Raw genomic sequence first — 24,473 nt, 5'->3', positions numbered from 1 at the left:
TAAAGATAATTTGTACTTTTAATTAATTTAATATCATTTTAGGTTTATGTATAAAATAATTCTTAATTTATAAAAAATATTACATTTTGAAGGGAGGTAGCTGCATATTATTCTACAAAAAATATGTAGCGTATGTAGTGAAGCACTTAAATATTAAAGACGATTTATTTTGGGTAGGAGCATTAGATCCAAACCTTAGAGTATTTGACATAATAATGTACACACCTTACGGAACAACTTATAATTCATATGTTGTAAAAGGTAGTGAAAAAACAGCAATATTTGAAACTGTAAAAGCTGAATTCTTTGATCAATATATAGCAAGATTAAAAGACTTAGGTGTAGAGCCTTCAGAAATTGACTATATCGTTGTAAGTCATACTGAGCCTGACCATGCTGGTTCTATAGGTAAAATATTAGAATTAGCTCCTAATGCTAAAATAGTAGCATCACCTATAGCTATTAACTATATAAAAGAAATAGTTAATGGAGATTTCGAATCAATTCCAGTTAAGGATGGTGATTCAATTTCTTTAGGAAATAAAACTTTAAAATTCATGTCAGTACCATTCTTACACTGGCCTGATACAATCTACACTTATGTAGAAGAAGATAAAACTCTTATCACTTGTGATTCATTCGGAAGCCACTATTCTTGTGAAGAGATGTTTGATGATTTAATTCCTAATGAAGAAGAATATATGGAAGCATTAAAATACTACTTTGATTGTATAATGGGACCATTTAAACCATATGTTTTAAAAGCTCTTGATAAAATAAAAGGATTAGACATAGAAATAATCTGTCCAGGTCATGGTCCAATCTTAAGATCTAACCCATATAAAGTAGTTAACCTTTATAAAGAATGGAGTACTCCAGCTCCAGCTAATGAAGTTAAAAAAGCTTCAATATTCTATGTTTCTGCATATGGATATACTAAACAACTAGCTGAAAAAATAGCTGAAGGTATTAAATCAACTGGAAACTTAGAAATAAATCTATTTAATATAATAGAACATGATATGACAGAATTAGTTGGCGAAGTTGGTTCATCAGATGCTATATTATTTGGTTCTCCAACAATCGTAAATGAACTTGTTGAGCCAGTAAGAGATTTAATGGCAAAACTTAATCCTGTAATTCATGGTGGAAAAATAGCTGGTGCCTTTGGTTCATATGGATGGAGTGGTGAAGCTGTTCCTAGAATAGAAAGTAGATTAAAAGAATTAAGAATGAAAATGCCTGTTGAAGGTTTAAGAGTTAAATTTAAGCCATCAGAAGAAGAAGCTCAAAAAGCTTTCGACTTTGGTGTTGAAATAGGAAATGCTTTAAAATAATTCTTAACTTAATTATACTAAATATACATTAACCAAAAAGTAGTAAGTAAATATTTACTTACTACTTTTTTTATATTAAAAGTTATTATCTACTCTATCATGATTAAAATTCACACATTTAAAATCTTCTACAGATACTTCTACAATATATCTTCTTTTACCTTCATTATCTTCAAAGCTTCTTGTTATAAGCCTCCCGCTAACACTTAATAAGTCACCCTTTTTTAAATATTTACAAGCTATTTCTGCTTTTTTCTCCCACATTATTATTGGAATAAAATCTTTTTTCCTTTCTCCTGTGGAAGATTTAAAATTTCTCGCCACAGCAATTGTGAATTTTGTATATACCTTCTCCCCACCCTCTACATATCTTAACTCTGGATTCTTTACTAAACGTCCTAATAAAACTATTTTATTCATTCAATATTACCTCCTAAAAAATTCTTACCTGTTATTTTAACCAAAAAAGTGAAATTTATTCAAAATTCATATGAAATTTTGTTTATTTTAGTAAAACTTTTACTTAAAATAGTATATAATGATATTAGAATAAATTTTACTGGAGGTATTAAAATGGCAATTTTAGTTTGTGGTGGTGCTGGCTATATAGGTAGCCATATGGTCGCAGAGTTAATTGAAAACAATAAAGAAGTTGTTATCTTAGATAACTTCGAAAAAGGACATGAAGACGCTATTCTTGGTGGGAAACTTTATAAAGGTGATTTAAGAGATAGAAAAATATTAGACAAGATTTTCACTGAAAATAACATAGAGGCTGTTATTGACTTTGCTGCCTACTCTCTTGTTGGAGAAAGTATGACAGAGCCTTTAAAATATTTCAACAATAACATTTCAGGAACTATAAGTTTATTAGAAGCTATGAGAGATCATAATGTAAAATACATAGTTTTCTCTTCAACAGCTGCTACTTATGGAGAACCTGAAAATATTCCTATATTAGAAACTGATAAAAATCTTCCTACAAATGCTTATGGAGAATCTAAACTTCTTGTTGAAAAGATTTTAAAATGGTGTGATACTGCTTACGGAATAAAATACACTGCTTTAAGATACTTCAATGCTGCTGGCGCTCATGTTAACGGAAAAATTGGAGAAGATCATGCTCCTGAAACTCATTTAATTCCTTTAATATTACAAGTTGCATTAGGAAAAAGAGATAAAATAATGATGTTTGGAGATGATTATGATACTAAAGACGGTACTTGTGTAAGAGATTATATCCATGTATCAGATTTAGCATCAGCTCACTCATTAGCATTAGAAAGATTAATGAATGGTGGAGAAAGTAGAATATACAATCTTGGTAATGGTACTGGATTTACTGTAAAAGAAGTTGTAGAAGTTGCAAGAAAAGTAACTGGACATCCAATCCCAGCCGAGGTAGCTCCTAGAAGAGCTGGAGATCCAGCTATATTAATAGCTTCATCAGATAAAGCTATAGAAGAATTAAATTGGAAACCTAAATTCAATTCATTAGAAACAATAATTGAAACTGCTTGGAATTGGCATAAAAACCATCCAAATGGATATAAAAAATAATAAATATATTATAAAAAGAGTCATTTAACCATTAAGGTAATGACTCTTTTTTATTTCTCTATAAATCTTTTAATCTATTTTTTTCAGCTAAAACAGCATTTATTTCTCCACCTAAAATTAATATCATAGAAGTTATAAACATCCATGTCATAAACATAAATACAGCTCCCAAACTTCCATATAATCTTGAGTAATTACTAAAATTATTTACATAATAGGCAAAAATATAAGAAATTGATATCCATCCTAATGTTGTTATTACAGCTCCTGGAATTACCTCAAGCCATCCTAACCTTACACAAGGAGTTGCATTGTATAAAAACATAAAAAATAATATCATTATTAAAATAACTACTACATATCTTAGCATATTCCATATATAATATATAAACTCTGGATGCTCTAATATTTTTATAAAGAAATCACCTATTACATCCCCAAATACAAATAAGAATAAAGTGGCTATAACAATTAATGCTAATAAAATTGTGTATATCATAGAAATTAATTTTAACTTAATGTAAGACCTGGTCTCTTTAACTCCATAAGCCTTATTTAACCCTTTAATTACAGCTTTAAACCCTGAAGATGATACCCATATGGCTAAAGCTATACTTATCCATAATAATCCTGTTTGTTCTCTATCCACTATTTCAATAACAGTACTTTGTATTAGATTGAAAGCTTCTGTCGGCATTACATTACTTAATAAATTAAGAACTGTATCACTGTTTAAATGACTAAATCCTACTAAAGTCATTAAGAACATTAAAAAAGGAATAAATGATAATACCATATAGTATGCCAATTGAGCTCCCAATGCAAAAACATCATCATCCCCTATCTTCTTTATAAACATAACAAGAAATATTACGGCTTTTCTCAAAAAACCTTTTGATTTCTTTTTCATAACTTGCTCCTTATAAACCATACTAATTCTATAATTAACTATAGATATATTAATTATACACATTTATAATTAATATGTATAATTAATAAAAATGTAACTTTTCTGTTAATCTATAGGAATAAAATTATAATAGTGAATTACGTAAAATTTTAAAAGGGTGAAGGTTGGTGAAATCAATGTCGCAAGGCAAACATGCAAAAAATAACAATTCTAATAGTAAAAGTAATACACCTAAGAAAAAAAATAAAGTTAAATTGATAGTATTAACACTATTCTTCTTATTACTTATAGGTATAGGTCTTGGAGCTACATATGTATATTCAACGTTGAATAAGATGGACATAAAGAAAATAGCTCAAGATGATAAATCTTTAGGTATTGATGAATCAAATAAAGATCTATTCCAAGATGGTATTTTAAATATAGCTCTTTTTGGAGTAGATAGTAGAGATCATAATGATGTTGGACGTTCTGATGCTATAATGATAGCTACAATAGATACTAAACATGATAAAATAAAACTTACATCCCTTATGAGAGATAGTTATGTTGAAGTTGATGGACATGGTAAAACTAAATTAACTCACGCTTATGCTTACGGAGGTCCTACTTTAGCATTAAAAACAATAAATGAGAACTTTGGATTAGATGTAAAAGACTATGTAACTGTTAATTTCGATAACTTAGCTAAGATAATAGATGATATTGGTGGAGTTTCTATAAACATGAAGTCTTATGAAGTTAATGAAGTTAATAAATATGTAGAAAATGTTGCTCAGATAACTGGCACAGAATATAAACCAGTTCATGAAGGTGAACAAGTACTAAATGGTACTCAAGCTGTTGGATACTCAAGAGTTCGTTATGTTGGAGATGGAGATTATGAAAGAACTGAAAGACAAAGAAATGTTCTTGATGGAATCATAAAAAAACTTTCAACATTAAAGCCTTCTGAATATCCTGAAACAGTAAAAAAACTTTTACCTTATGTTGAAACAAACTTAACTCCATCTAAAATACTTAGTATTGCTACTTCTGTAGCCTCAACTGGTATTCCACCAGTAGAAAATATGCGTTTCCCTCTTGATGGATATTGTAAAGGTGAAATGATTGATGGTGTTTGGTATTTAACATTTAATGAAGCTAAAACAAAGGAACAAATACAAGATTATATCTACAAAGATGTTAATCCAAAATAATATATTAACTAGCTGGAAAATAATCTTAAAAGATTATTTTTCAGCTTTTTTACTATACATAATTAATGATATAATTATTTTAAAATATACTACTCTGAAAGGATGAGATTATGATTTATACTCTTGAAAACGAACACTTAAAAATCTCTTTAAGTAATCACGGTGGCGAATTACATAGTATAAAGGGAAAAAAAGAGAATACTGAATTTTTATGGTCTGGAGACGAAGCTTATTGGAAATATCATGCTCCAATACTTTTCCCTATAGTTGGTAAAGTATTTAATGGTAAATACACAGTTGATGGTAAAACTTATGAACTTCCTCAACATGGATTAGCTAGAGTTCGTGACTTTGAAATGATAGAACAAACTAAAAACTCAATATCTTTTGAACTAAAATACTCTGAAGATACATTAAAAGTTTATCCTTTTAAATTTTCACTTATAATAAAATACACTTTAAATGATATAAACTTAAGCATAGACTATATTGTAAAGAATTTAGATAATAAAGAAATGCTTTTCTCAATCGGTGCACATCCAGCATTTATGTGTCCTATTGAAAATGATAAATTTGATGATTACTACTTCGAATTTAATGAAAAAGAAAATGCAAGCATAATGCAATTAGTTGGTCCTGGTTATTTCTCAAAAGAAGAAAAACCATATTTAAAGGATGAAAATATAATAAATCTATCTACTGATTTATTTAAAAATGATGCTTTAGTTTTTAAAAATCTAAAATCAAATAAAATTTCATTAAAATCAAAAAATCATAAAAAGTACTTAGAATTTGATTTTGGTGAATTCCCTTACTTAGGATTATGGACAAAAGATACTGGAGCTCCATTTGTTTGTATAGAACCTTGGTTTGGACATGCAGACTTTGATGGGTTTGATGGAGAATTTAAGGATAAATCTGCAATCCAATCACTTATGCCTACTAAAGAATTCAATTGCAATTATAATATATCTTTCTTTGAATAAAAAAATAAAAAAGTTGAAGCTTTATCTTCAACTTTTTTATTTTTCTTCTTTATGATATCCATTAACTATTTTTTGCACTACTTTCTTTACTACACTTGCCTGTGCTATTAATGTCATAACAGTTAGGAAAGTAACTATGCAATCTCTATCTTCTTCTTTTATATCAGAAACCTTTATTATTTCTTCTATTTTATCGTTATCAACTAATGGCACCTCTAAGAATCTTTTTATACTCTCTTCTTGTACTTCTCCGAACATCTTATAAGCCGTTTCCCAAGATATTATATCATCGCTTCTATCATTAATATCATTAAATGCTAAAGCAAATACTTTTTTGATCTCATCGGTTTTTAATAGGGGTCTCATATAACTTAATAAAACCAATTGAGCTAAGTGTACCTTAGTATATCCACGTTTTTTTCCGTCTTCCGGCTTTGATATTACCTCACTTTTAATATAGTTTTGAACTATATTGTTAGTAAATTTATCTTCCGTAAACTTATCATTTAGATAGTCTATAACTTGTGAAAGAAATAAATCATACTTTGGCAAATCATCATAAGAAACCATACTGTTTTTTGACATTTCTTCTGCCAAAACTTTTATTTGTTCAGAATTAAAATTATTAATATCCATAGCACACCTCAAATTTCGTTTTAAACCCTTATTATGTATTATATAGTATTTATAATCACATTACAAGTTAATACCCTCTATTTTGTTTTACAGAACTTAAATTTATAAACAATATATAGAATAAATCATATTTATTCTAAAAGTTTTTTATATTTAATACTATATAAGTAAAATATATTCAAATTTTTTTCAAAAACTTTAAATATATTTTATCTATTAATGTAATTTTTTTATTAAAAAGTAAATATTTCATCATAAATTTTTAAATTCATATATTTTACCCTATTTTCTTAAATAATAATAAACAATCCATTAATTTAATCATAGAATATTATATAAATTAAATAATTTTTTATGCGACATTTTTATTATTTTTTTCCAATTTTATTTTTTAATATATATTTTCTAAGTTAATTGTTATTTTCTAAGTATAAATTTATATTAATATATCAATTTTTATCCTTTTTTTTAACTTTTTGTCAAACAAAAATTAGTCTATTTATGTAAAATAAATTAATCTTTACCTTGACTTTTCAAAAAAATGGTAGTATATTTAATATATAATTGATTGAGAATAAAAAAATTGTAAACAAACATTTTTTTTGACAAAACATATTGACTTAATATGACAAGTTTGTTAATATTATAATGCGTTTTGTCGAAAGTTGTAAAATGCAAGGAGGAAGTATAATGAAATCAACAGGTGTAGTAAGAAGAGTAGACGAATTAGGAAGAATAGTTATTCCTATAGAGTTAAGAAGAACATTAGATATAGCAGAAAAGGATGCTTTAGAAATCTATGTAGATGGAGAGCAAATCATATTAAAGAAATATGAGCCAGCATGTATATTCTGCGGAGATGCTAGAGATGTTGTTAACTACAAAGGTAAAAACATCTGCCAAAAATGTTTAGATGAATTAAAAAAATAGTAATTAACTTATTTAATATAAATAATTAATTAACATTTTAACCCTAACCAATAATAATTTTTAACACTATATCCCCTTATAGTGTTAAAGCACTTCATAATCCCCTATGAAGTGCTTTATTTTTATTTATCTATATTTTAATAAATATTTTCTTTAAATTACAATTCTTTAATTTTAAACTAGTATTTTTTATTTGTTAATCCTAATCAAATAATTATATATGCTAAATTTCCCTTTAGATAAAATATAATTTTATTAAAAGTTACCACATATCTTAAATTAAATATTATAATACTTAAATCTTATATGTTAACCCTAAATATCTAATGAAAATTTATATATTTCTGATTTTGCAACTCCTCTATCCTTTGCTACTTGTTTTATAGCATCTTTTTTCTTCATTCCCTCATTATCTATATAATGTATTATATGTTCCTCTATAGACATACTAATCCATTTCGAAGTATTTTCTTCTTCTATTTCTTTATCTGTTTTTCCTGATATTACACAAACAAACTCACCTTTTGGAGCATTTTCTTCAAAATGAATTTTTGCTTCCTCTAAAGTTCCCCTAAATATTTCTTCATGAAGCTTAGTTAATTCTCTACATATAGCTACTTTTCTATTTCCTAATCCTTCTTTTAAAGTATCTATAGTATCTAATATTCTATATGGTGATTCATATATTATTATTGTTTCTGTTCTATCCTTTATATCCTCAATAAAAGATCTTTTATCCTTATTTTCTCTTGGGAAAAATCCTTTGAACATAAATTTAGTTGTATCTAATCCAGAATATATTAAAGCAGTTGTAAAAGCTGTTGCTCCTGGTAAAACTTCAAATTCTATACCTTCTTCTATACATTTCTCAACAACTACACTTCCTGGATCTGATATTCCTGGAGTTCCGGCATCACTAACTATAGCAACTGAAGTTCCTTCTTTAACTCTTCTAAGTATTTCTTCACCTTTACCTTGCTCATTATGCTTATGATAACTAATTAAAGGCTTTTTAATCTCAAAATGATTTAAAAGCTTAAGTGTTTGTCTTGTATCCTCAGCAGCTATTAAATCAACATTTTTTAAAACTTCTAAAGCTCTTAAAGTTATATCTCCTAAATTTCCTATTGGAGTTGGTACTAAATAAACTTTACTCATTTTTATTTACTCTCCCTTCCATATATCTTATCTATTTCTTCACTATATCCACCTTCATCTTTATACACATATAAAGGTGCTTCCCATTTTAAGAAAGCTCCGCCATCTCTTTGACCTTCTACTAAAACTATGTTTGCAGCTTTTTTTGTATTTGGATGAACCATTCTAACCCTTTTAGGCTCTATTTTATATTTTCTCATAAGACAAAATATATCAGCTAACCTTTCAGGTCTATGTACCATATAAAGTCTTCCATTATCCTTTAAAAATCTTCTACTTGCTGCTATAACATCTTCTAAATTACACATAATCTCATGTCTAGCTATAGCAAGCTTATCCTCTGGATTTATAATACCTGCATTATTTAACTTATATGGAGGATTAACTGTAACAACATCAAATTTAGGTATTGATTTGCTAAGCTCTTTATCCTTTAAATCTCCACATACAAAAGATACTCTATCTTGAATATTATTAATCTTTGCACTTCTATTTGCCATTTCAGCAAATTCTTCTTGTATCTCAATTCCAACTACTTCTTTAGGATTTTTTTTTCCGTAAATAATGAAAGGAATTATTCCTGTACCTGTGCACAAATCTAATACAGAATGTTTTCTGTTAACATTAGCAAAATTAGCTAATAAAACAGCATCTACTCCAAATCTAAATCCCTCTTTTTTCTGAATTAAATGTAATCCATTTAATTGTAGATCATCAAGGGTTTCATTCTCATTAACTAAAGTTAAATCCAACTCTTTTAAAGTTTTATTCATACTTCTTCACACTCACCTTTATTGTAATCAGTAGCCTCTAAAATCAGTAAATAAATTAAGGCCTCTTTAATTGTTATAGTCTATATTATAGCATATACTCAAAATTCTTAACCTTTTATAAAAAAATATGCCAAACAGCTATTTCTACTGTTTGGCATAAATATATTAAATTATAATATTCTTCTTGCTGATGAGAAATTATATATAGGTCCTACTATTACACCAACACCTGGTCTAGCAGCGTGAATCATTTGTCCACCACCTACATATATTCCAACGTGTCCTACTCCATTAGTAAATACTAAATCTCCTGGTTGTAATTGATCTCTTGATACAGCTCTACCTTGATTTATTTGTGAATAAGTAGTTCTAGTAATTTCTCTACCTACTGCATTTCTATACACATAACTAGTAAATCCTGAACAGTCGAATGAATCTGGACCAGTTGCACCAAATACATATGGTCTTCCTATAAATTGATATGCATATGATACTACTGCTGAAGCTGCACCTTCACTTGGAGGAGCTACTGTGCTTCCACTATTTGATGATGAACTTCCATTACTAGATGAAGATGAGCTTCCACCAGTATTAACATCTCCACCTCTATTAGGAGCGCTACTTACTGCTTCTTCTGCTTTTTTAGTTTCGATTAAATCTTTAGCTTTTTCTATAGCTTGAACCGCTTCTGCATCTACCTCTGGAGTTTTTATTTGATTTCTTAAACCTCTTAAGGCTGTAACAGCTTGATTTAAATCATTTACTGAACTATTTGAATTTATTTTAGAAGTCCATGGCTCAATTAACTGTCTTTCTAATGGAGCTAATTCGCCAACAACTTTTTCTTGCTCAGCTTTCATGTCTTTTATAACGCCTTCTTGCTCAGCTTTCATTTTGTTTAACTCATCTATTTTTGATTGAGTTTCTGAATTAAGCTTATTTAATTCGGCAGTCTTATCTTCTAATTCTTTAACTTGGCTATCAAGCTTTTCTTTTTCAGAAGTTAACTCATCAATAACTTGCTTATCCATACCCATTACTTTACTTATAGCTTGTACTCTTGATAAGAAGTCACCAATTCCATTAGAATCTAATAAAGCAGTTAAGTAGTTTGCTTGTCCACCACTTTTATATGTTGCTCTTATTCTTTGCCCTAAAACTTCTTGTTGTTTTTCTATTTTCTTCTTTGATTCCTCAATTTGAACTTTAACTGTTGAAATTGATTCCTCTGTTTTAGCTATTTCTTCTTTATTTTTTTCTACTTGGAAAAATAAAGGTTCTATTTTAGCTGATAAACCATCTATTTTATCTTCTAACTCTCTTATCTTACTATTTATATCTGCATATTTATCTTGACTTTGTTCCATTTGTTGCTTTTGATCATCTGTAAGTGGAGTTGCGAATACACTATGTCCTACTCCAAATGTCATTGTAGCAGCAAGAACTGTTGAAATTATTTTTTTCTTCATATCTACTTGCTCCCATTTAATGAAAAATAGGAACTCATCCCTCCCCTATGTTAAAAGTTTTACACTTATACATTATAGCATTTGAAACCTTTTTGTAACAATATAAATTTGTCATTTTTTTGTTAAATAAATATAATTTTTTCACTTTTTTTACACTTTTTTAACTTCTTCTTACATATATATACTATTTTGAGATTTGTTTTCCAATTAATTTCTGTATAATTGATCCACCAATTATAACAACTACGAAAGCTATTTTTATTGAATTTCCATTAACAAAGTTATCAACAACGCCTAAAATAGTTCCTAAAAATCCTATAAAAATATTTCCTATTGCATTGCTTTGTATGTACTTAGCACTATATTTTCCTGCTTGATTTTCTCCTTCAAATCTTTTTTTGTTTGCAAACAATACTATTCCAATAACTATTAAGAAAAAACTAGCTGCTAGCATAACAATTGAACTTATCTTCATTTGTTTCACCTCATCTTTTAATTTTTAAATTACTACTTAACATTATAACATCCTTACAGAAATATAATATAGAATAAGTAGAATATAATATTTTTTTAATTTTTTAAACTTTTTTTATTTTTTTGTTGACAACCTTATTATTTTCTCATATAATAATAAATGTCGCCGGGGTGTGGCGCAGATGGGAGCGCGCGTGGTTTGGGACCATGAGGTCGCAGGTTCGATCCCTGTCACCCCGACCAAAAGGAATTGCAATAGCAATTCCTTTTTTAAATTTATATAAAACTTTGCTATTAATACTCCAGTTAAAGCTATATAGACTTAATTGGAGTATTATTAAAATTACCTAATAATCTTAAAAATTATAAATATATACTAAAATAAATCAGCTAATCCTATGAAAGTATCCTTTAGTCACTTTATTTTTCGCTAATTGTTTTGTTTGATTTTTATTTTCTAAAGTGTAATTTAATATATTTGTTTTATTTTTAGTCATAATATATCCTCTATAATAATGCTATCAATAAATTATATTCTTAAACACATCTTTTATTCTAAATTATCATTACCCTCTTCTTTAATACTCTTTGCAAATTCCTCTTCAAAGTATCTATCTTCCTTTGCTGCTGCATTAAATAAAGCCATATAAAACATCCATATAAGTGCTAATATTCCAGTTAATATAATATATTTCATTGTATATCTCCCTCTTTTCTAATTACTATTTGTTTAAAATACTCTCCAAAATATAAAAATTTATACACCTTACTAATACGATTTAAATTTATGTACATAATAATCTTATTAAACTAATTTAGGAGGAACTATTATGAATAAAAAGTATGACTCTTTATTTAAAGAGCTTATCTCTTCATATTATTCTGAAGATAACTTTGATGAGAAATTAAATAATATAGTAAAAAATAATTTTAATAGTAGAGATGAGGCTATTGAAGTTCTTTCATCATTGTGTGGCATTGATATAGATAAAAATTCAGATAATATCGCTTATGCCATAAGAAAAGCTATCACAGCACATAAAATTAAAAAAAATATAGTTGATAAAGTTTCCGTATGTACAAAAAACTGTTCAAAAGAAAGTAAAGGTAAATGTCAAAGCCTTTGTCCATTTGATGCAATCCTAACTGATCCTATAGATAATAGTAAATATATAGATCCAAACCTATGCCAAAATTGTGGTATATGTGTTCATGTCTGCGAAAACGGTCATTTCTTAGATAGAATTGAACTTCTTCCTATTATTGACTTAATAAAAAATAATGAAACTGTAATTGCTGCAGTAGCCCCTGCTATAGCTGGACAATTTGGTGAAAATGTATCCTTAGATATGTTAAGAGAAGCTTTTATAAAAATAGGCTTCTCAGATATGATTGAAGTTGCCTTTGCCGCTGATATGCTTTCAATTAAAGAAGCTGTTGAATTTAATCATCATGTAGAAAAAACTGGTGATATATTAATAACATCTTGCTGTTGCCCTATGTGGGTAGCAATGTTAAGAAAGTGTTATAAGGATTTAGTAAAGGATGTCTCCCCTTCTGTTTCACCTATGGTAGCTGCTGGGAGAGTAATAAAAAAATTAAATAAAGATGCTAAGGTAGTTTTTATAGGTCCCTGTATAGCTAAGAAAGCTGAAGCAAGAGAAAAAGACTTAGTTGGTGCTATAGATTATGTCTTAACCTTTGAAGAATTAAAGGGCATATTTGAAGCATTAAAAATTGATCCATCATCTATGAAAGGTGTTCCCTCTATAGAATACACCTCTAGAGGTGGAAGGCTTTACGCTCGAACTGGCGGCGTATCAGAGGCCATAAATGATGTGGTTAAAGAACTCTATCCTGATAAAGCTAAGATATTTAAGGCAGTTCAAGCTAATGGAGTTAAAGAATGTAAAGAACTCTTAAATAAAGTTCAAGCTGGTGAATTAAAAGCAAACTTTATTGAGGGTATGGGATGTGTTGGTGGATGCGTTGGTGGCCCTAAAAGAATAGTTGATCCTAGCATAGGTAAAAAGCATGTTGATGAAGTTGCTTATAGTTCTCCAATAAAAGTTGCTACTCATAGCCATACTATGGATGAAGTCCTATTAAGATTAGGAATAAACTCATTAGAGTCTTTTCAGGATAAAGAAAAAATATCTATTTTTGAAAGAGAATTCTAAAACATATTTACTTATAAGCTTAATATTTAGCCTTACCTTCTATATAATTTATATGTTAAACTGTATTGGGGGTGAGGCAACAATGCTTAGCAATATAAAAGGTGTAATCTTTGATTTAGATGGAACTTTAGTTGATTCAATGGGAGTATGGGCTAAAATAGATTCTGATTACCTAACCGACCTTGGTCTTGAAGTTCCTAAAAACCTTAAAGAAGAAATCACTCATTTAGGCTTCAAAGAAGTTGCTAAATACTTTAAGAAAAGATTTAATATAGCAAGTTCAGAAGAAGAAATAATGAAAACTTGGCATGATATGGCCTATGTAGAGTATAAAAATAATATCAAACTTAAATCTGGTGCAAGAGAATTTCTTGAGCAATTAAAAGAATCTAATGTAAAAATAGGATTAGCTACTAGTAACTCTTATCCTTTACTAGAAGTTTGCTTAAAATCAAATGATATCTTTCATTTATTTGATTCAATAACAATAACAGGTGAAGTATCTAGAGGAAAGGATTTTCCCGATGTTTACTTGTTAGCTGCTGAAAGATTAGGATTAGAGCCTAAAGAGTGTGCAGTCTTTGAAGATATCTTACCAGCAGTTAAAGGAGCTCTTAGTGCTGGAATGAAAGTTTTTGCTGTGGAAGAACATACTGTTTCTGAAGAAGAAAAAGCACAAATCAAAGAAATTGTACATGAATACATAGATTCATTTAATGATTTACTTGTAAATTAATATTATACTTACATAATAAAAACTATAAAACTCAATATACACAACAAAAAGATAAACTACTTATGTAGTTATAATAATAAAAACTCAATTTAAAACATTACTAAGTTTTAAATTGAGTTTTTTTGTAAAATCTATTTTATTCTAGGTTTTTAATAGCCTCTTTTATTAATTCAGCTCTATTATCCCAGGTATTTTCTTCAGCTTCTCTTCTTAAGATATTAAAATATTCTTTGTTATCTATTTCTAGTTTTAATGCCTTATCAATATTTCTTATAAATTCATCATAATCCTTTGAAACCAAACAAGATTCATAATTTTTACACTCATTTATATCAGTAGTTACTATGGGCTTTTCTAAGGCCATATACTCAAATATTTTTAATGGTGATGTAGAATCAGTTATGTCATTCTTTATAAAAGGTACAATGCACACATCAAAATATCTTGAATAGTTTATTAAATCTTTATAATCAATCATACCAAGATAAGATATATTTGAATAATCTTTTAGATTACTTTGATCATAAGAACCATCATAATCCATTCCTATTAAAACTATTTCGTAAATTTCTCTTTCCTTTGCTAATTGTTCAATTAATTTATAATCAAACCACTTAGCTAAAGCTCCATAATAACCTATTATAGGCTTTCTCTTATTAACTATAGACTGAATTTTTTCACCTATTTCATGTCCATGATTTTTAAAGTCTTCTAAATTAACAGCATTGGGAGCTAAAATATTATTTTCATTTTCTCCCCTAAAGTTATTTGCAATATCTTTTAATTTTTTTGCAGTTGAAATAACTAATACATTTTCTTTATCTCTCAAGAGTTTTTCATGATCCTCTATCATTTTAGAAGTTATGTTATATCCACTTATTTCACTAGATAACTCGTCTACAAAATCATATATGACTTTAAAGCCTTTATCCATATATGTTTTTATCTTTTCGTAATCAACTGAGTTTAAACATGTAGCATAAACATGTACAAATTTAGGCTTATTAATTGATTTTATTGCATCAAAAAATGCCACATTTAAACTATACATATCTAAATTAAGAACATATAAATTATCCTTTATCTTTTTAATTGAATAAATGTTATCATTTTTCACATCGCTTCTATATATATATAATATTTTCTTTTGACTTAATGCCTCTGCTAAATGTTGAGGTCTTTGTTTCATTTCTATATTCCATCCAAATGAAGCATGAAAAACAATAACTTCATCAAAGTCTTCTGACTCCAATATACTTTTAATCTTTTTATAAAAACAATTAAACTGTCCCTCGAATAATATTGAGCTTATAGCATCATCTATATATTTTGATGTCTTAGAACATACTTCATTGAAATTTCCTGATAAAATATCATCCTCTGTTATTTTATTCTCATAGTATGCTGTTTCTTCGCCATTCTCATTAAGCACTTTATTAAGCTCTAATCCCGAATATATAAGTTCTTTAAGTTTTAAATTTTCTATAAGCCAGTTATTTAACTCCCTTTTCTCTTCATATGTAAAATCGCCAATATTCTTTTTTAACATAACCTCAAAAATATTATTCATAAAAATTCTCCTTATCAAAAGACTTTAATATTTTTCATTATTAACATCTTTTCATATAATTAGTACACAAAAGAGGATATAAGCCATATAAACTATGGTCATATCCTCTATTTTTTATGTCCATGTAGAATCTAAGAATACAAAGCCTTCAGACTCACCTTCATTCTTCACCTCAAATGAAACTACATCTTCTTGTGTTTCTAAAGCAACAAGATTTTGACTTTCTGAAAATATAGCATCTAAATAATAAATTCCTTCCTTAACATCTAGAGAATCAATTTTAAAAGTAATTTTATTTCTTCCCTTTTCCCAAGGTATAGTGAATTCATCAACATTACTATTTACTGAGAATATAAACTGATCTGCATTTCTATAATCACAAGGTTCTTTGTATGCCTTTCTCATTTCAATAGTAATACCAGCATTTTTAACTGATGGATTAAATACATCATATTCAACTAAAAATTCTATAGATTCGCCCTTTTTATAAACTTTTTTATTATCTAATATTTCTACGTTTATAAGCTCAACAAATTTTCCTGTTTCAAGTTCTTCTTTGTCATCACTTTTCATAAGTTTATCATAATATTTTTCAACTATATCAAAGGATGGTCCAATATCAACAACTCTTCCTTTTTCAAGCCATATAGCCCTCTCACAGAAGGTTTGAACAGTTTCAAGCCCATGTGATACATAAAGAACTGTTTTACCAGCCTCTTTAAATTCATTAAACTTATCCATACATTTTTTTTGGAATCCAACATCTCCAACGGATAATATTTCATCTACAATAAGTATATCTGGATTAATATTTATAGCAACGGCAAAGGCTAATCTAGCATACATACCACTTGAGTAACTTTTTACTGGTTGATTTATAAATTCTCCAATATCAGCAAACTCTATAATATTATCCTTTACCTTATCAATTTCATCTTGAGTTAATCCCATGAGACTTCCATTAAAATATATATTTTCCTCTCCAGTAAGCTCTGGATTAAAACCAGTTCCCAATTCTAAAAGAGAAGATACTCTTCCATTAACATTAACTTCTCCTGATGATGGAAATGAAACTCCTGTTAGTATTTTTAACAAAGTAGATTTACCAGCACCATTATTTCCAATGATACCTACTATTTCACCCTTATTTACATGAAAAGAAACATCAGTTAAGGCTTTAAACTCTTTAACTTCTTTTTTTGCAAAAGGATTTATTATGTTTCTTATTCTACTTGATTTTGAATCATAAACTCTGTAATTTTTACAAAGATTTTTTACTTCTATTGCCTTTTCCATGATTTCTCCCCCATTAAGAGTTTAGTACAAGCTCCTTAATGTCCTTTGCCTTTTGTCTCCAAGTATTTTGATTACCTTCTTTTCTAAGTAATTCTATATATTCCTTAGAATTCTCTAACTCAGCAGCTTTCTTAATGTTATTTATGAAATCTTCATGTGAATCACTTACTAAAGGTGATTCATATTTTCTACACTCTGGTAAAGCTGTTGTAACTATAGGCTTACCTAAAGCCATATATTCAAATAATTTTACTGGTGAAGTAGCTTCTGTTATCTCATTTACCACAAAAGGAATTATAGAAACATTAAAGAACTTAGAGTATGTTGGAAGTTCATTATAGTTAACAGTTCCTAAGTAATGAACATTATCCAATTTTAATATTCCACTCTTTCCTAAGGATTGATCATAATCTATTCCTATAAGAACTATTTCATAATCATCTTTAAATTCTTCTGCAAGCTCCTTAATTAAATCATAATCAAACCAACTAGCTAAGGCTCCAAAATATCCTATTATCTTTTTCTTACTCTTAACAATACTTTTCATTTTTTCAGGAACCTTTTTGCAATCAATATTAGCAAAATGCTCATATTGAACTCCATTAGTTACAAGAGCTAATTTATTTTCTCCTCTTAGCTCTTTAGCTTCTTGATAAAGCTTATCTGCAGTAGTTACTACATAAACTTTCTCTGTATCTTCAAGCATTCTCTTATGACTTGCTTTAATTTCATCTGATATTTTGAATCCAGCAATATCATCTGATAAATCGTCAACATATTCATATATTATTTTAAAGTTCCTATCTGTAAATTTCTTTAACCAGCTGTCATATTCAACAAATGAAGTTGAATATATTTGACCAAAAGCAGGAACTCCACTTTGAGATACTATATCTATTAAACATTCTTGTAACCAATAAAGATCTGTGTTAACTAAGTAAAGATTTTCTTCCATCTTTTTGTAAGTTTTAATATCCTTATCAACATAAGGTGATGCTTTATAAAAATATAAAACATTTTCCTTAGCTAGATTTAAAGCTATATGCTGAGGTCTTTGGAACATTTTAACCTCAAATCCAAAGTAAACATCAAATATAACTATAGCATCATAATTTCCATTCTTTATTGCACCAGTTATTTCATCAAAAAATACTTGTTTTTGATCTTCATGTCCTTTTTCTCTATATTTAAGCAACATTGGCTTCAATATAGGTCTTAATAAATTTTTTAAACTTCTTTTTAAACTCATACTATTACCCTCTCACTCTTAAATGTTTTTATCAATTAATCTATCTAGTATAGCAGCCTTTTCTCTCCAAGTATTTGCTAGAGCTTCTTCCCTTAGATATTTATAATACTCATCTTTTTTATCAAGAGTTAATGCAAAGTCTAATTTTTCTATAAAATCTTCATGGCTTTTTCCTATTAATACTGACTTATACTTTCTGCATTCTCTCATATCAGTAGTAACTATAGGATGCCCCATTGCCATATATTCAAAAAGTTTAACTGGACTTGTAGACTCAGTTATATCATTTAATAAAAATGGTATAGTTGATATTGTAAAGTATTGAGAATATTGATTTAATTCCTTATAATCAACAATACCTAAATAATGAACATTTTCAAGTTCATCTATTTTACTATCTTTAAAGCTGTTATCATATAAAAATCCTATCAACACAATTTCATAATTAGGTCTTTCTTTAGCTACTTTTTTAAGTAACTCATAATCAAACCATTTTGCTAAGGCTCCAAAATATCCTATTATAGGATTACCTTTGCTTACTATATCCTTTAACTTTTCAGGAACCTCATCACTTCTATATTGCCAATGATCATATTGAACTCCATTTGTTATCATTGCAACATTTGCTTTTCCTCTAATCTCTTCTATTTCTTCTATAAGCTTATCTGCTGATCCTACAGCTATATTACTTTTATCTTCTATGATATTCTTATGTCTATCATATACAAAATCAGGTAAGTGTCCTGATATTTCATCTGAAAGTTCATCTATATATTCGTATATTATTTTAAAACCATTATCGATGTATTTCTCTTTAATATATTGTTCATCTAAATAAACATCTGTTGAATAAAGAGATAAAAATTTATGACCTTTATACTCCTTAAGAAGATCAAACATAGCATTTTGTAAAGCAAAATTAGCCATGTTAACTAAGTAAAGTCTATCCTTCAGCTTTTCAACAGTCTTTATATGTGGATCAAACTGCTCTGAAGTTCTATAGAAATAAAGATATCCATCATCAGTAAGCTCATTAGCCATATGTTGAGAACGTTGGAATAATGGAATATTCCATCCAACTCTTGAATCAAAAATCACTATTGCTTTAAATTTCTCTTTTTTTAGTATCTTATGAAATATAGCATTAGCTTCTTCATAATTCTTTCTATAAGTTAATGCATTATTGTCTAATTTATCCTTAATACGTCTTTTTATATATCTTAAAACTCTCTTTATAACTTCTATTAAACCATCTTCTTTAAGAACTTCCGTTGTTCTCCTAGCAATTCTACCTACACTCATACTATTCCTCCGATTAATTACCCCAAGAATGCCCCAGTATTAAGAATCCTTCTCCTCTATACTTGTCATTCAAAGTAAAACTATATGCATTTATTTTTCTATAAACTTCCTCTTCACCATCTCTTAAAACAAAGTCAATATAATAAACTCCAGCCACTAAGTTAACCTTATTTAAAGATACTTTTAACTTATTAACGCCTAAATTAAAAGGAATACTTTTTATATTATCTTTACTATTTATACCACAAACAAACTGATCATTTCCTCTAGTTGTACCTGGCTCATAGTCAGTTTTTCTAAACTCTAAAACTATATTAGGATCTTTTAAATCATTTGAAATAAGATCATATTCAACCTCTAAATCTAGTTTTTCAAGATATTCTACATTTTTTGTATTAGATTTAACTACTATACTATTTATTATGTCACTTTTATGATCTTTTAATTGTTCTATATTAGCCGGATTGAAATTTAAATTATAATATCTTTCTACTACAATTACGGAATTCCCATCATCTACAACTTGACCTTTTTGAAGCCAAATTGCTCTATCACAGAACTTTTTCACGGTTCCAAGTCCATGTGAAACATAAAGTATTGTTTTTCCCTTTTTCTTAAAATCATTGAATTTTTCCATGCATTTAACTTGGAAACCAACATCACCAACGGACAAAATCTCATCAACTATTAATATGTCAGGGTCTACATTAATAGCAACGGCAAATGCTAGTCTAGCAAACATACCACTTGAATAGTTTTTTACTGGCTGTTCTATAAAATTACCTATATCAGCAAACTCAAGTATATCCTTTAATTTTCCATCTATCTCTTCCTTAGTTAAACCATTTAAACTACCATTGAAATAAATGTTTTCCATACCAGTAAGCTCTGGATTAAATCCTGATCCTAATTCTAACATAGATGCTAATCTTCCATTTATCTCAATTTCTCCAGAAGTAGGGAAAGCCACTCCTGTTAGTAATTTTAAAAGTGTTGATTTACCGGCCCCATTATGACCGATAATACCAACACATTCTCCCTTGTTTATCTCAAAAGAAACGCCCTTTAAAGCATAAAATTCTTTTATATTCTTTTCTTTACCAAAAGCATTAGCTAATCTTTCAGATCTCTTTTGATATAATTTATATTTTTTAGTTAAGTCTTTAACTCTTATAGCAACAGACATATTCTGTACCTCTCTTTTTATAAAACATCATCAAATTCTGGTCTAAATTTATTAAATACTTTAGATCCAAATATGAATAATATTATAGTTACTACCCAGAAATAAACTCCATATGCTAAACTAACTGTATGTGTTCCTAAATATGCATCTCTAAATAAAACAGCTAAGTAATATAAAGGGTTTAATTTTAGTATTTTCTCAATCCAAGGCATACTAGCACCTACAGGTAATTCTCCTGCTTGCCACATAACTGGACACATCCAGAATAAAAATTGCATAAATACAGATATTCCATGTAATATATCAATTGACATTACTACCCATGCAGATAGTAATCTTGATAAAGCTGCCAAAAATATTATAGTTATGATAATGGCATAAATCAATTTAGGTATACTTATTAGATTTAAGTTACCATTAACTGCAAATATTATAAAACTTATTACTAGCAAAATTAAAAATGTGTAAAAACTAATTACTATTCTTATAGTAGGTAAGATTTCTACAGGGAATTTAACCTTTTTAACCAAAAAGGAATTAACCCTTATGGAACCTGCGCCTGACATAATTACATCTGAAATAAATATCCATGGTATATATGCTGAGACTAGCCAAACTAAATAATTAATCTGTACATTTGAACTAGTTGTTCTCATTCCAGTTGAAAATATCATCCAGAAAACAGTTATCATAGCTAGTGGTCTTATTATAGCCCAAGCCATACCTAACTTAGAACCAGCAAACTCTTTTTTAAATTCTTTCTTGGATATGCTAAATATCATTCTCCAATGAGAAAAAATACTTTTCTCAATCTCAAGCCAATCCTTCAAGTTGTTCACCTCTGCTTATCATCTATTTTTTTGTAAAATAACTAAACCTAATTATACCACAAATACTTAATAAATATTTATACATTTATCTTACAAAGTAGCAAAATATAATTCTTATTTAAGCCTTTTCTTAAAAGCTACCAATACAGCTAATACTTCTTTCAATAAATTAACTTCATATAAAATCCAAATTCACTAAAAACTATTAAATATAAATACTAGATATATAAATTAATCTTAATTAATAATAAAGTTACTAGGACATTCTCATTATTCTAAATTCTAAAATATAAATTAAATTTATTAAGAATCTCTAACTTAAGTATTGTCATTTATACATATTACTACACTAAAAACAATAAAAAAAGTTAGATATAGAATAAAATTCTACACCTAACTTTTTAATAGAGTCTTAAATTAAGCTAATTTAACTCCATATTTTTCTCTTAATTCTTTTATTAATTCTAAGTATTTCTTTTGTTGTCTTTCTTGAATTAACACATTAACAACTTGCTCTTTAACATCTTCAAAAGCCTTAGTTTTAGCTTCTGTTTTATCTTCTACTTTTATTAAGTGATATCCAAATTGAGTTTTAACTGGAGCACTAACTACTCCTAACTCTAAGTTAAATGCAGCTTCTTCAAATTCTGGAACCATCATTCCTTTTGAGAATGAACCTAAGTTACCACCTTGTTCCTTTGAAGGACAGCTTGAGTATTTGTTAGCAGCATCTTCAAAAGTTATTGAACCTGAAGCTATTTCTTCTTCTACTTTTTTAGCTTCTTCTTCTGATGCAACTAAGATGTGCTTAGCTGTTACAGTTTCTAACTCAACGAAGTTTTCTTTATGCTCTTCGTAAAAAGCTTTTGCTTCATCATCTGTTACAGTAACTGATGATAAAGTCTTTTTCATTACCATTTGAGCTAATAATTCTTTAGCAAATTTATTTAATTGATCTTTAAACTCTTCAGTCTTATCTAATCCAGTTTCTTTTGCAAATTCAGACATTAATTCAAAAGCAATAGCTTGCTCTAAAACTTGTCTTTTACCTTCATCACTAGCAAGCATAGCTTGTTGTTGAGCTGGGTATCTTGCTATTATCTCATCTATATAGTCTGAAGTTATTTCTGTATTCCCAACTGTTGCTAGAACTTTCTTTTCCATATATATTATCTCCTTTTTAATTAAAGTTTTATTTTCCTATACTTCATATATTAACATACATTTAATGAATTAAAAAGAAATTCTGAGTATTTTCCTAATCTATAAAATAAGTTTATATTTTAATAAGATATAATTAAAAATTACTTTCTTATAAATTTTCTTTCTTATAATCCTATTCAAGTTTAACTAATTAATACTACATATTTTTTATATTCTTAAATTTTAAGATTTTAAACACAAATTTTAAAATTTCTAACACTTAAAATTCAAGTTAATTTCTAATTTCTAATTTCTAATTTCTAAAAAAATTATAATTCTCCCTTTAAAGTTAATTACCAAAACCTACAATTAACACTTTAAATTTAATTATTAAAAACTTTAGTTTATCCTCTAAAATTTATATAAACTAATAAAAACTTATAACTCTTCTCCATAAAGTTTACATTAATTACTAGAAGATAATAAATTCCTACCCTAAAATTTAAATTTTTATATTTAAATTTAATACATATGAATATCTCTCTTGTACTTTGTTGATAATGAATAGTAATTATTATATAATATATATAATTTAAAGGAGGGATTTTTATGTCAATTGAAATAAATAAATTAGCCCCAGATTTTAAACTTATGGGCTCTGATGGAAAAGAACATTCACTAAGTGATTACAAAGGAAAAAATATAGTTTTATATTTTTATCCTAAGGATAACACTGCTGGTTGTACTACAGAAGCTTGTGATTTTAGAGATAACATACAAAACTTTCATGATTTAAATGCAATTATTTTAGGTGTTTCTAGAGATTCTTTAGCATCTCATGATAAATTTATTACTAAATTATCACTTCCATTTGTATTACTTAGTGATCCAGATGAAACAGTTTGTAAATTATATAATGTAATAAAAGAAAAAAATATGTATGGCAAAAAATATATGGGTGTAGAAAGAAGCACTTTCTTAATAAATAAAGAAGGAATATTAATAGAAGAATTTAGAAAAGTAAGAGTTAAAGGACACATAGAAAAAGTTATAGATAAATTAAAAGAGATAAATTAAAAGAGATAAATTAAAAGAAATAAAATTAAAAATATAAATTATATACTTATTTTACATTTTAATAATCTCATATAAAAATATTTTTTATCTAGCATAAATAAAATCACCTTCTATGTATGTAGCAGATAAATAATTATAATACTAATAAAAAATTTCTATATTTAGGAATTAGTTTTTCATTAAAATATATATTTATTTTTAGACTATAGTCTTAGTGTAAGCTACCTGTTTCACAGGTATTTATGACTTCTTCAAACCTCAATATAATATTATAATTTATTATTTATAATCCCTTATTCTAAATAATAATTTGAAATTTATAAATAAAAAAAGCTTAGTGAATTATTCACTAAGCTTTTGGTGGCTCGAGCAGGAATCGAACCAGCGACACGAGGATTTTCAGTCCTCTGCTCTACCGACTGAGCTATCGAGCCATAAAAGAAAAACCTGGCGACCACCTACTCTCCCACAC

General features: G+C 27.7%; 23 protein-coding genes and 2 tRNA genes. 9 read left to right on the top strand and 16 right to left on the bottom strand.

The window, feature by feature from the left end:
- Positions 1–137: 137 nt before the first annotated feature.
- Positions 138–1,337 (top strand): FprA family A-type flavoprotein, encoded by a 1,200-nt coding sequence (locus tag ACYUCG_RS10625; RefSeq protein ID WP_460268594.1) that lies wholly within the window; start codon positions 138–140, stop codon positions 1,335–1,337.
- A 75-nt stretch (positions 1,338–1,412) separates the two neighbouring features.
- On the opposite strand, the gene ACYUCG_RS10620 is transcribed toward ACYUCG_RS10625, so the two are convergent.
- Entirely contained in the window at positions 1,413–1,757 is a 345-nt protein-coding gene (locus ACYUCG_RS10620; RefSeq protein WP_315633056.1) for a single-stranded DNA-binding protein, read from the bottom strand.
- A 153-nt stretch (positions 1,758–1,910) separates the two neighbouring features.
- Here ACYUCG_RS10620 and galE point away from each other — a divergent pair, with 153 nt between their 5' ends.
- Complete coding sequence (galE, locus tag ACYUCG_RS10615) at positions 1,911–2,897, top strand: UDP-glucose 4-epimerase GalE (RefSeq protein ID WP_460268593.1); 987 nt, start codon at positions 1,911–1,913, stop codon at positions 2,895–2,897.
- Between the two features lie 58 nt (positions 2,898–2,955).
- Here galE and ACYUCG_RS10610 read toward each other — a convergent pair whose 3' ends face one another.
- Complete coding sequence (locus tag ACYUCG_RS10610) at positions 2,956–3,807, bottom strand: YihY/virulence factor BrkB family protein (protein ID WP_139932647.1); 852 nt, start codon at positions 3,805–3,807, stop codon at positions 2,956–2,958.
- A 176-nt stretch (positions 3,808–3,983) separates the two neighbouring features.
- Between ACYUCG_RS10610 and ACYUCG_RS10605 the strand changes: the two genes are divergently transcribed.
- Complete coding sequence (locus ACYUCG_RS10605; RefSeq protein ID WP_240297510.1) at positions 3,984–5,006, top strand: LCP family protein; 1,023 nt, start codon at positions 3,984–3,986, stop codon at positions 5,004–5,006.
- 110 nt (positions 5,007–5,116) lie between these two features.
- Positions 5,117–5,992: an aldose 1-epimerase family protein gene (locus ACYUCG_RS10600; protein ID WP_460268592.1), complete on the top strand. Its 876-nt coding sequence runs from the start codon at positions 5,117–5,119 to the stop codon at positions 5,990–5,992.
- A 36-nt stretch (positions 5,993–6,028) separates the two neighbouring features.
- Here the strand turns inward: ACYUCG_RS10600 and ACYUCG_RS10595 are convergent, their stop codons facing one another.
- Entirely contained in the window at positions 6,029–6,628 is a 600-nt protein-coding gene (locus tag ACYUCG_RS10595) for a DUF1836 domain-containing protein (protein WP_003480020.1), read from the bottom strand.
- A gap of 690 nt (positions 6,629–7,318) precedes the next feature.
- On the opposite strand from ACYUCG_RS10595, the gene ACYUCG_RS10590 reads away from it, so the two are divergent.
- Positions 7,319–7,558, top strand: coding sequence for an AbrB/MazE/SpoVT family DNA-binding domain-containing protein (locus ACYUCG_RS10590; protein ID WP_003476163.1), 240 nt, complete (start codon positions 7,319–7,321; stop codon positions 7,556–7,558).
- Between the two features lie 315 nt (positions 7,559–7,873).
- Here ACYUCG_RS10590 and rsmI read toward each other — a convergent pair whose 3' ends face one another.
- The 4 genes from rsmI to ACYUCG_RS10570 all read right to left on the bottom strand — a co-directional run bounded on the left by rsmI (position 7,874) and on the right by ACYUCG_RS10570 (position 11,433).
- Entirely contained in the window at positions 7,874–8,716 is an 843-nt protein-coding gene (gene rsmI / locus ACYUCG_RS10585) for a 16S rRNA (cytidine(1402)-2'-O)-methyltransferase (protein ID WP_003453470.1), read from the bottom strand.
- Positions 8,717–8,718: 2 nt separating this feature from the next.
- Positions 8,719–9,489, bottom strand: a complete 771-nt coding sequence (locus ACYUCG_RS10580) for a tRNA1(Val) (adenine(37)-N6)-methyltransferase (RefSeq protein WP_460268591.1) — start codon at positions 9,487–9,489, stop codon at positions 8,719–8,721.
- A gap of 170 nt (positions 9,490–9,659) precedes the next feature.
- Entirely contained in the window at positions 9,660–10,958 is a 1,299-nt protein-coding gene (locus ACYUCG_RS10575; protein WP_060794778.1) for a C40 family peptidase, read from the bottom strand.
- Between the two features lie 184 nt (positions 10,959–11,142).
- Complete coding sequence (locus tag ACYUCG_RS10570) at positions 11,143–11,433, bottom strand: hypothetical protein (protein ID WP_060794777.1); 291 nt, start codon at positions 11,431–11,433, stop codon at positions 11,143–11,145.
- Between the two features lie 166 nt (positions 11,434–11,599).
- On the opposite strand from ACYUCG_RS10570, the gene ACYUCG_RS10565 reads away from it, so the two are divergent.
- Positions 11,600–11,675, top strand: a tRNA-Pro gene (locus ACYUCG_RS10565).
- Positions 11,676–11,982: 307 nt separating this feature from the next.
- On the opposite strand, the gene ACYUCG_RS10560 is transcribed toward ACYUCG_RS10565, so the two are convergent.
- On the bottom strand, positions 11,983–12,129 hold the full coding sequence (locus tag ACYUCG_RS10560) for a hypothetical protein (RefSeq protein WP_181159588.1): 147 nt from the start codon (positions 12,127–12,129) through the stop codon (positions 11,983–11,985).
- Between the two features lie 133 nt (positions 12,130–12,262).
- Between ACYUCG_RS10560 and ACYUCG_RS10555 the strand changes: the two genes are divergently transcribed.
- Positions 12,263–13,612: a [Fe-Fe] hydrogenase large subunit C-terminal domain-containing protein gene (locus ACYUCG_RS10555; protein WP_460268590.1), complete on the top strand. Its 1,350-nt coding sequence runs from the start codon at positions 12,263–12,265 to the stop codon at positions 13,610–13,612.
- 82 nt (positions 13,613–13,694) lie between these two features.
- Positions 13,695–14,348 carry an HAD family hydrolase gene (locus tag ACYUCG_RS10550; protein ID WP_060794814.1) on the top strand — a complete coding sequence of 218 codons (654 nt, stop codon included), beginning with the start codon at positions 13,695–13,697 and terminating at the stop codon, positions 14,346–14,348.
- 136 nt (positions 14,349–14,484) lie between these two features.
- Here the strand turns inward: ACYUCG_RS10550 and ACYUCG_RS10545 are convergent, their stop codons facing one another.
- The 7 genes from ACYUCG_RS10545 to ACYUCG_RS10515 form a co-directional block, all read right to left on the bottom strand.
- Entirely contained in the window at positions 14,485–15,918 is a 1,434-nt protein-coding gene (locus tag ACYUCG_RS10545; RefSeq protein ID WP_283703859.1) for a glycosyltransferase, read from the bottom strand.
- A gap of 114 nt (positions 15,919–16,032) precedes the next feature.
- The gene (locus ACYUCG_RS10540; protein WP_460268589.1) at positions 16,033–17,214 is read right to left on the bottom strand and encodes an ABC transporter ATP-binding protein; all 1,182 of its coding nucleotides are present in this window, start codon (positions 17,212–17,214) and stop codon (positions 16,033–16,035) included.
- 13 nt (positions 17,215–17,227) lie between these two features.
- Positions 17,228–18,463, bottom strand: coding sequence for a glycosyltransferase (locus ACYUCG_RS10535; RefSeq protein ID WP_060794773.1), 1,236 nt, complete (start codon positions 18,461–18,463; stop codon positions 17,228–17,230).
- Between the two features lie 18 nt (positions 18,464–18,481).
- A complete protein-coding gene (locus tag ACYUCG_RS10530; RefSeq protein WP_283684044.1) occupies positions 18,482–19,765 on the bottom strand; it encodes a glycosyltransferase in 1,284 nt (427 codons plus the stop codon).
- Between the two features lie 13 nt (positions 19,766–19,778).
- Positions 19,779–20,951 carry an ABC transporter ATP-binding protein gene (locus ACYUCG_RS10525; RefSeq protein WP_060794771.1) on the bottom strand — a complete coding sequence of 391 codons (1,173 nt, stop codon included), beginning with the start codon at positions 20,949–20,951 and terminating at the stop codon, positions 19,779–19,781.
- A 17-nt stretch (positions 20,952–20,968) separates the two neighbouring features.
- Positions 20,969–21,790, bottom strand: a complete 822-nt coding sequence (locus tag ACYUCG_RS10520) for an ABC transporter permease (protein WP_240297504.1) — start codon at positions 21,788–21,790, stop codon at positions 20,969–20,971.
- A gap of 408 nt (positions 21,791–22,198) precedes the next feature.
- A complete protein-coding gene (locus ACYUCG_RS10515; RefSeq protein WP_460268588.1) occupies positions 22,199–22,945 on the bottom strand; it encodes a peptidylprolyl isomerase in 747 nt (248 codons plus the stop codon).
- A 588-nt stretch (positions 22,946–23,533) separates the two neighbouring features.
- Between ACYUCG_RS10515 and ACYUCG_RS10510 the strand changes: the two genes are divergently transcribed.
- The gene (locus ACYUCG_RS10510; protein ID WP_240297503.1) at positions 23,534–24,001 is read left to right on the top strand and encodes a peroxiredoxin; all 468 of its coding nucleotides are present in this window, start codon (positions 23,534–23,536) and stop codon (positions 23,999–24,001) included.
- Positions 24,002–24,359: 358 nt separating this feature from the next.
- On the opposite strand, the gene ACYUCG_RS10505 is transcribed toward ACYUCG_RS10510, so the two are convergent.
- Positions 24,360–24,435 (bottom strand) — tRNA-Phe (locus ACYUCG_RS10505).
- Positions 24,436–24,473: the final 38 nt, after the last annotated feature.

The sequence above is a fragment of the Clostridium sp. CTA-17 genome (assembly GCF_054767895.1).
This window is presented reverse-complemented; position numbering and strand designations above follow the sequence as displayed.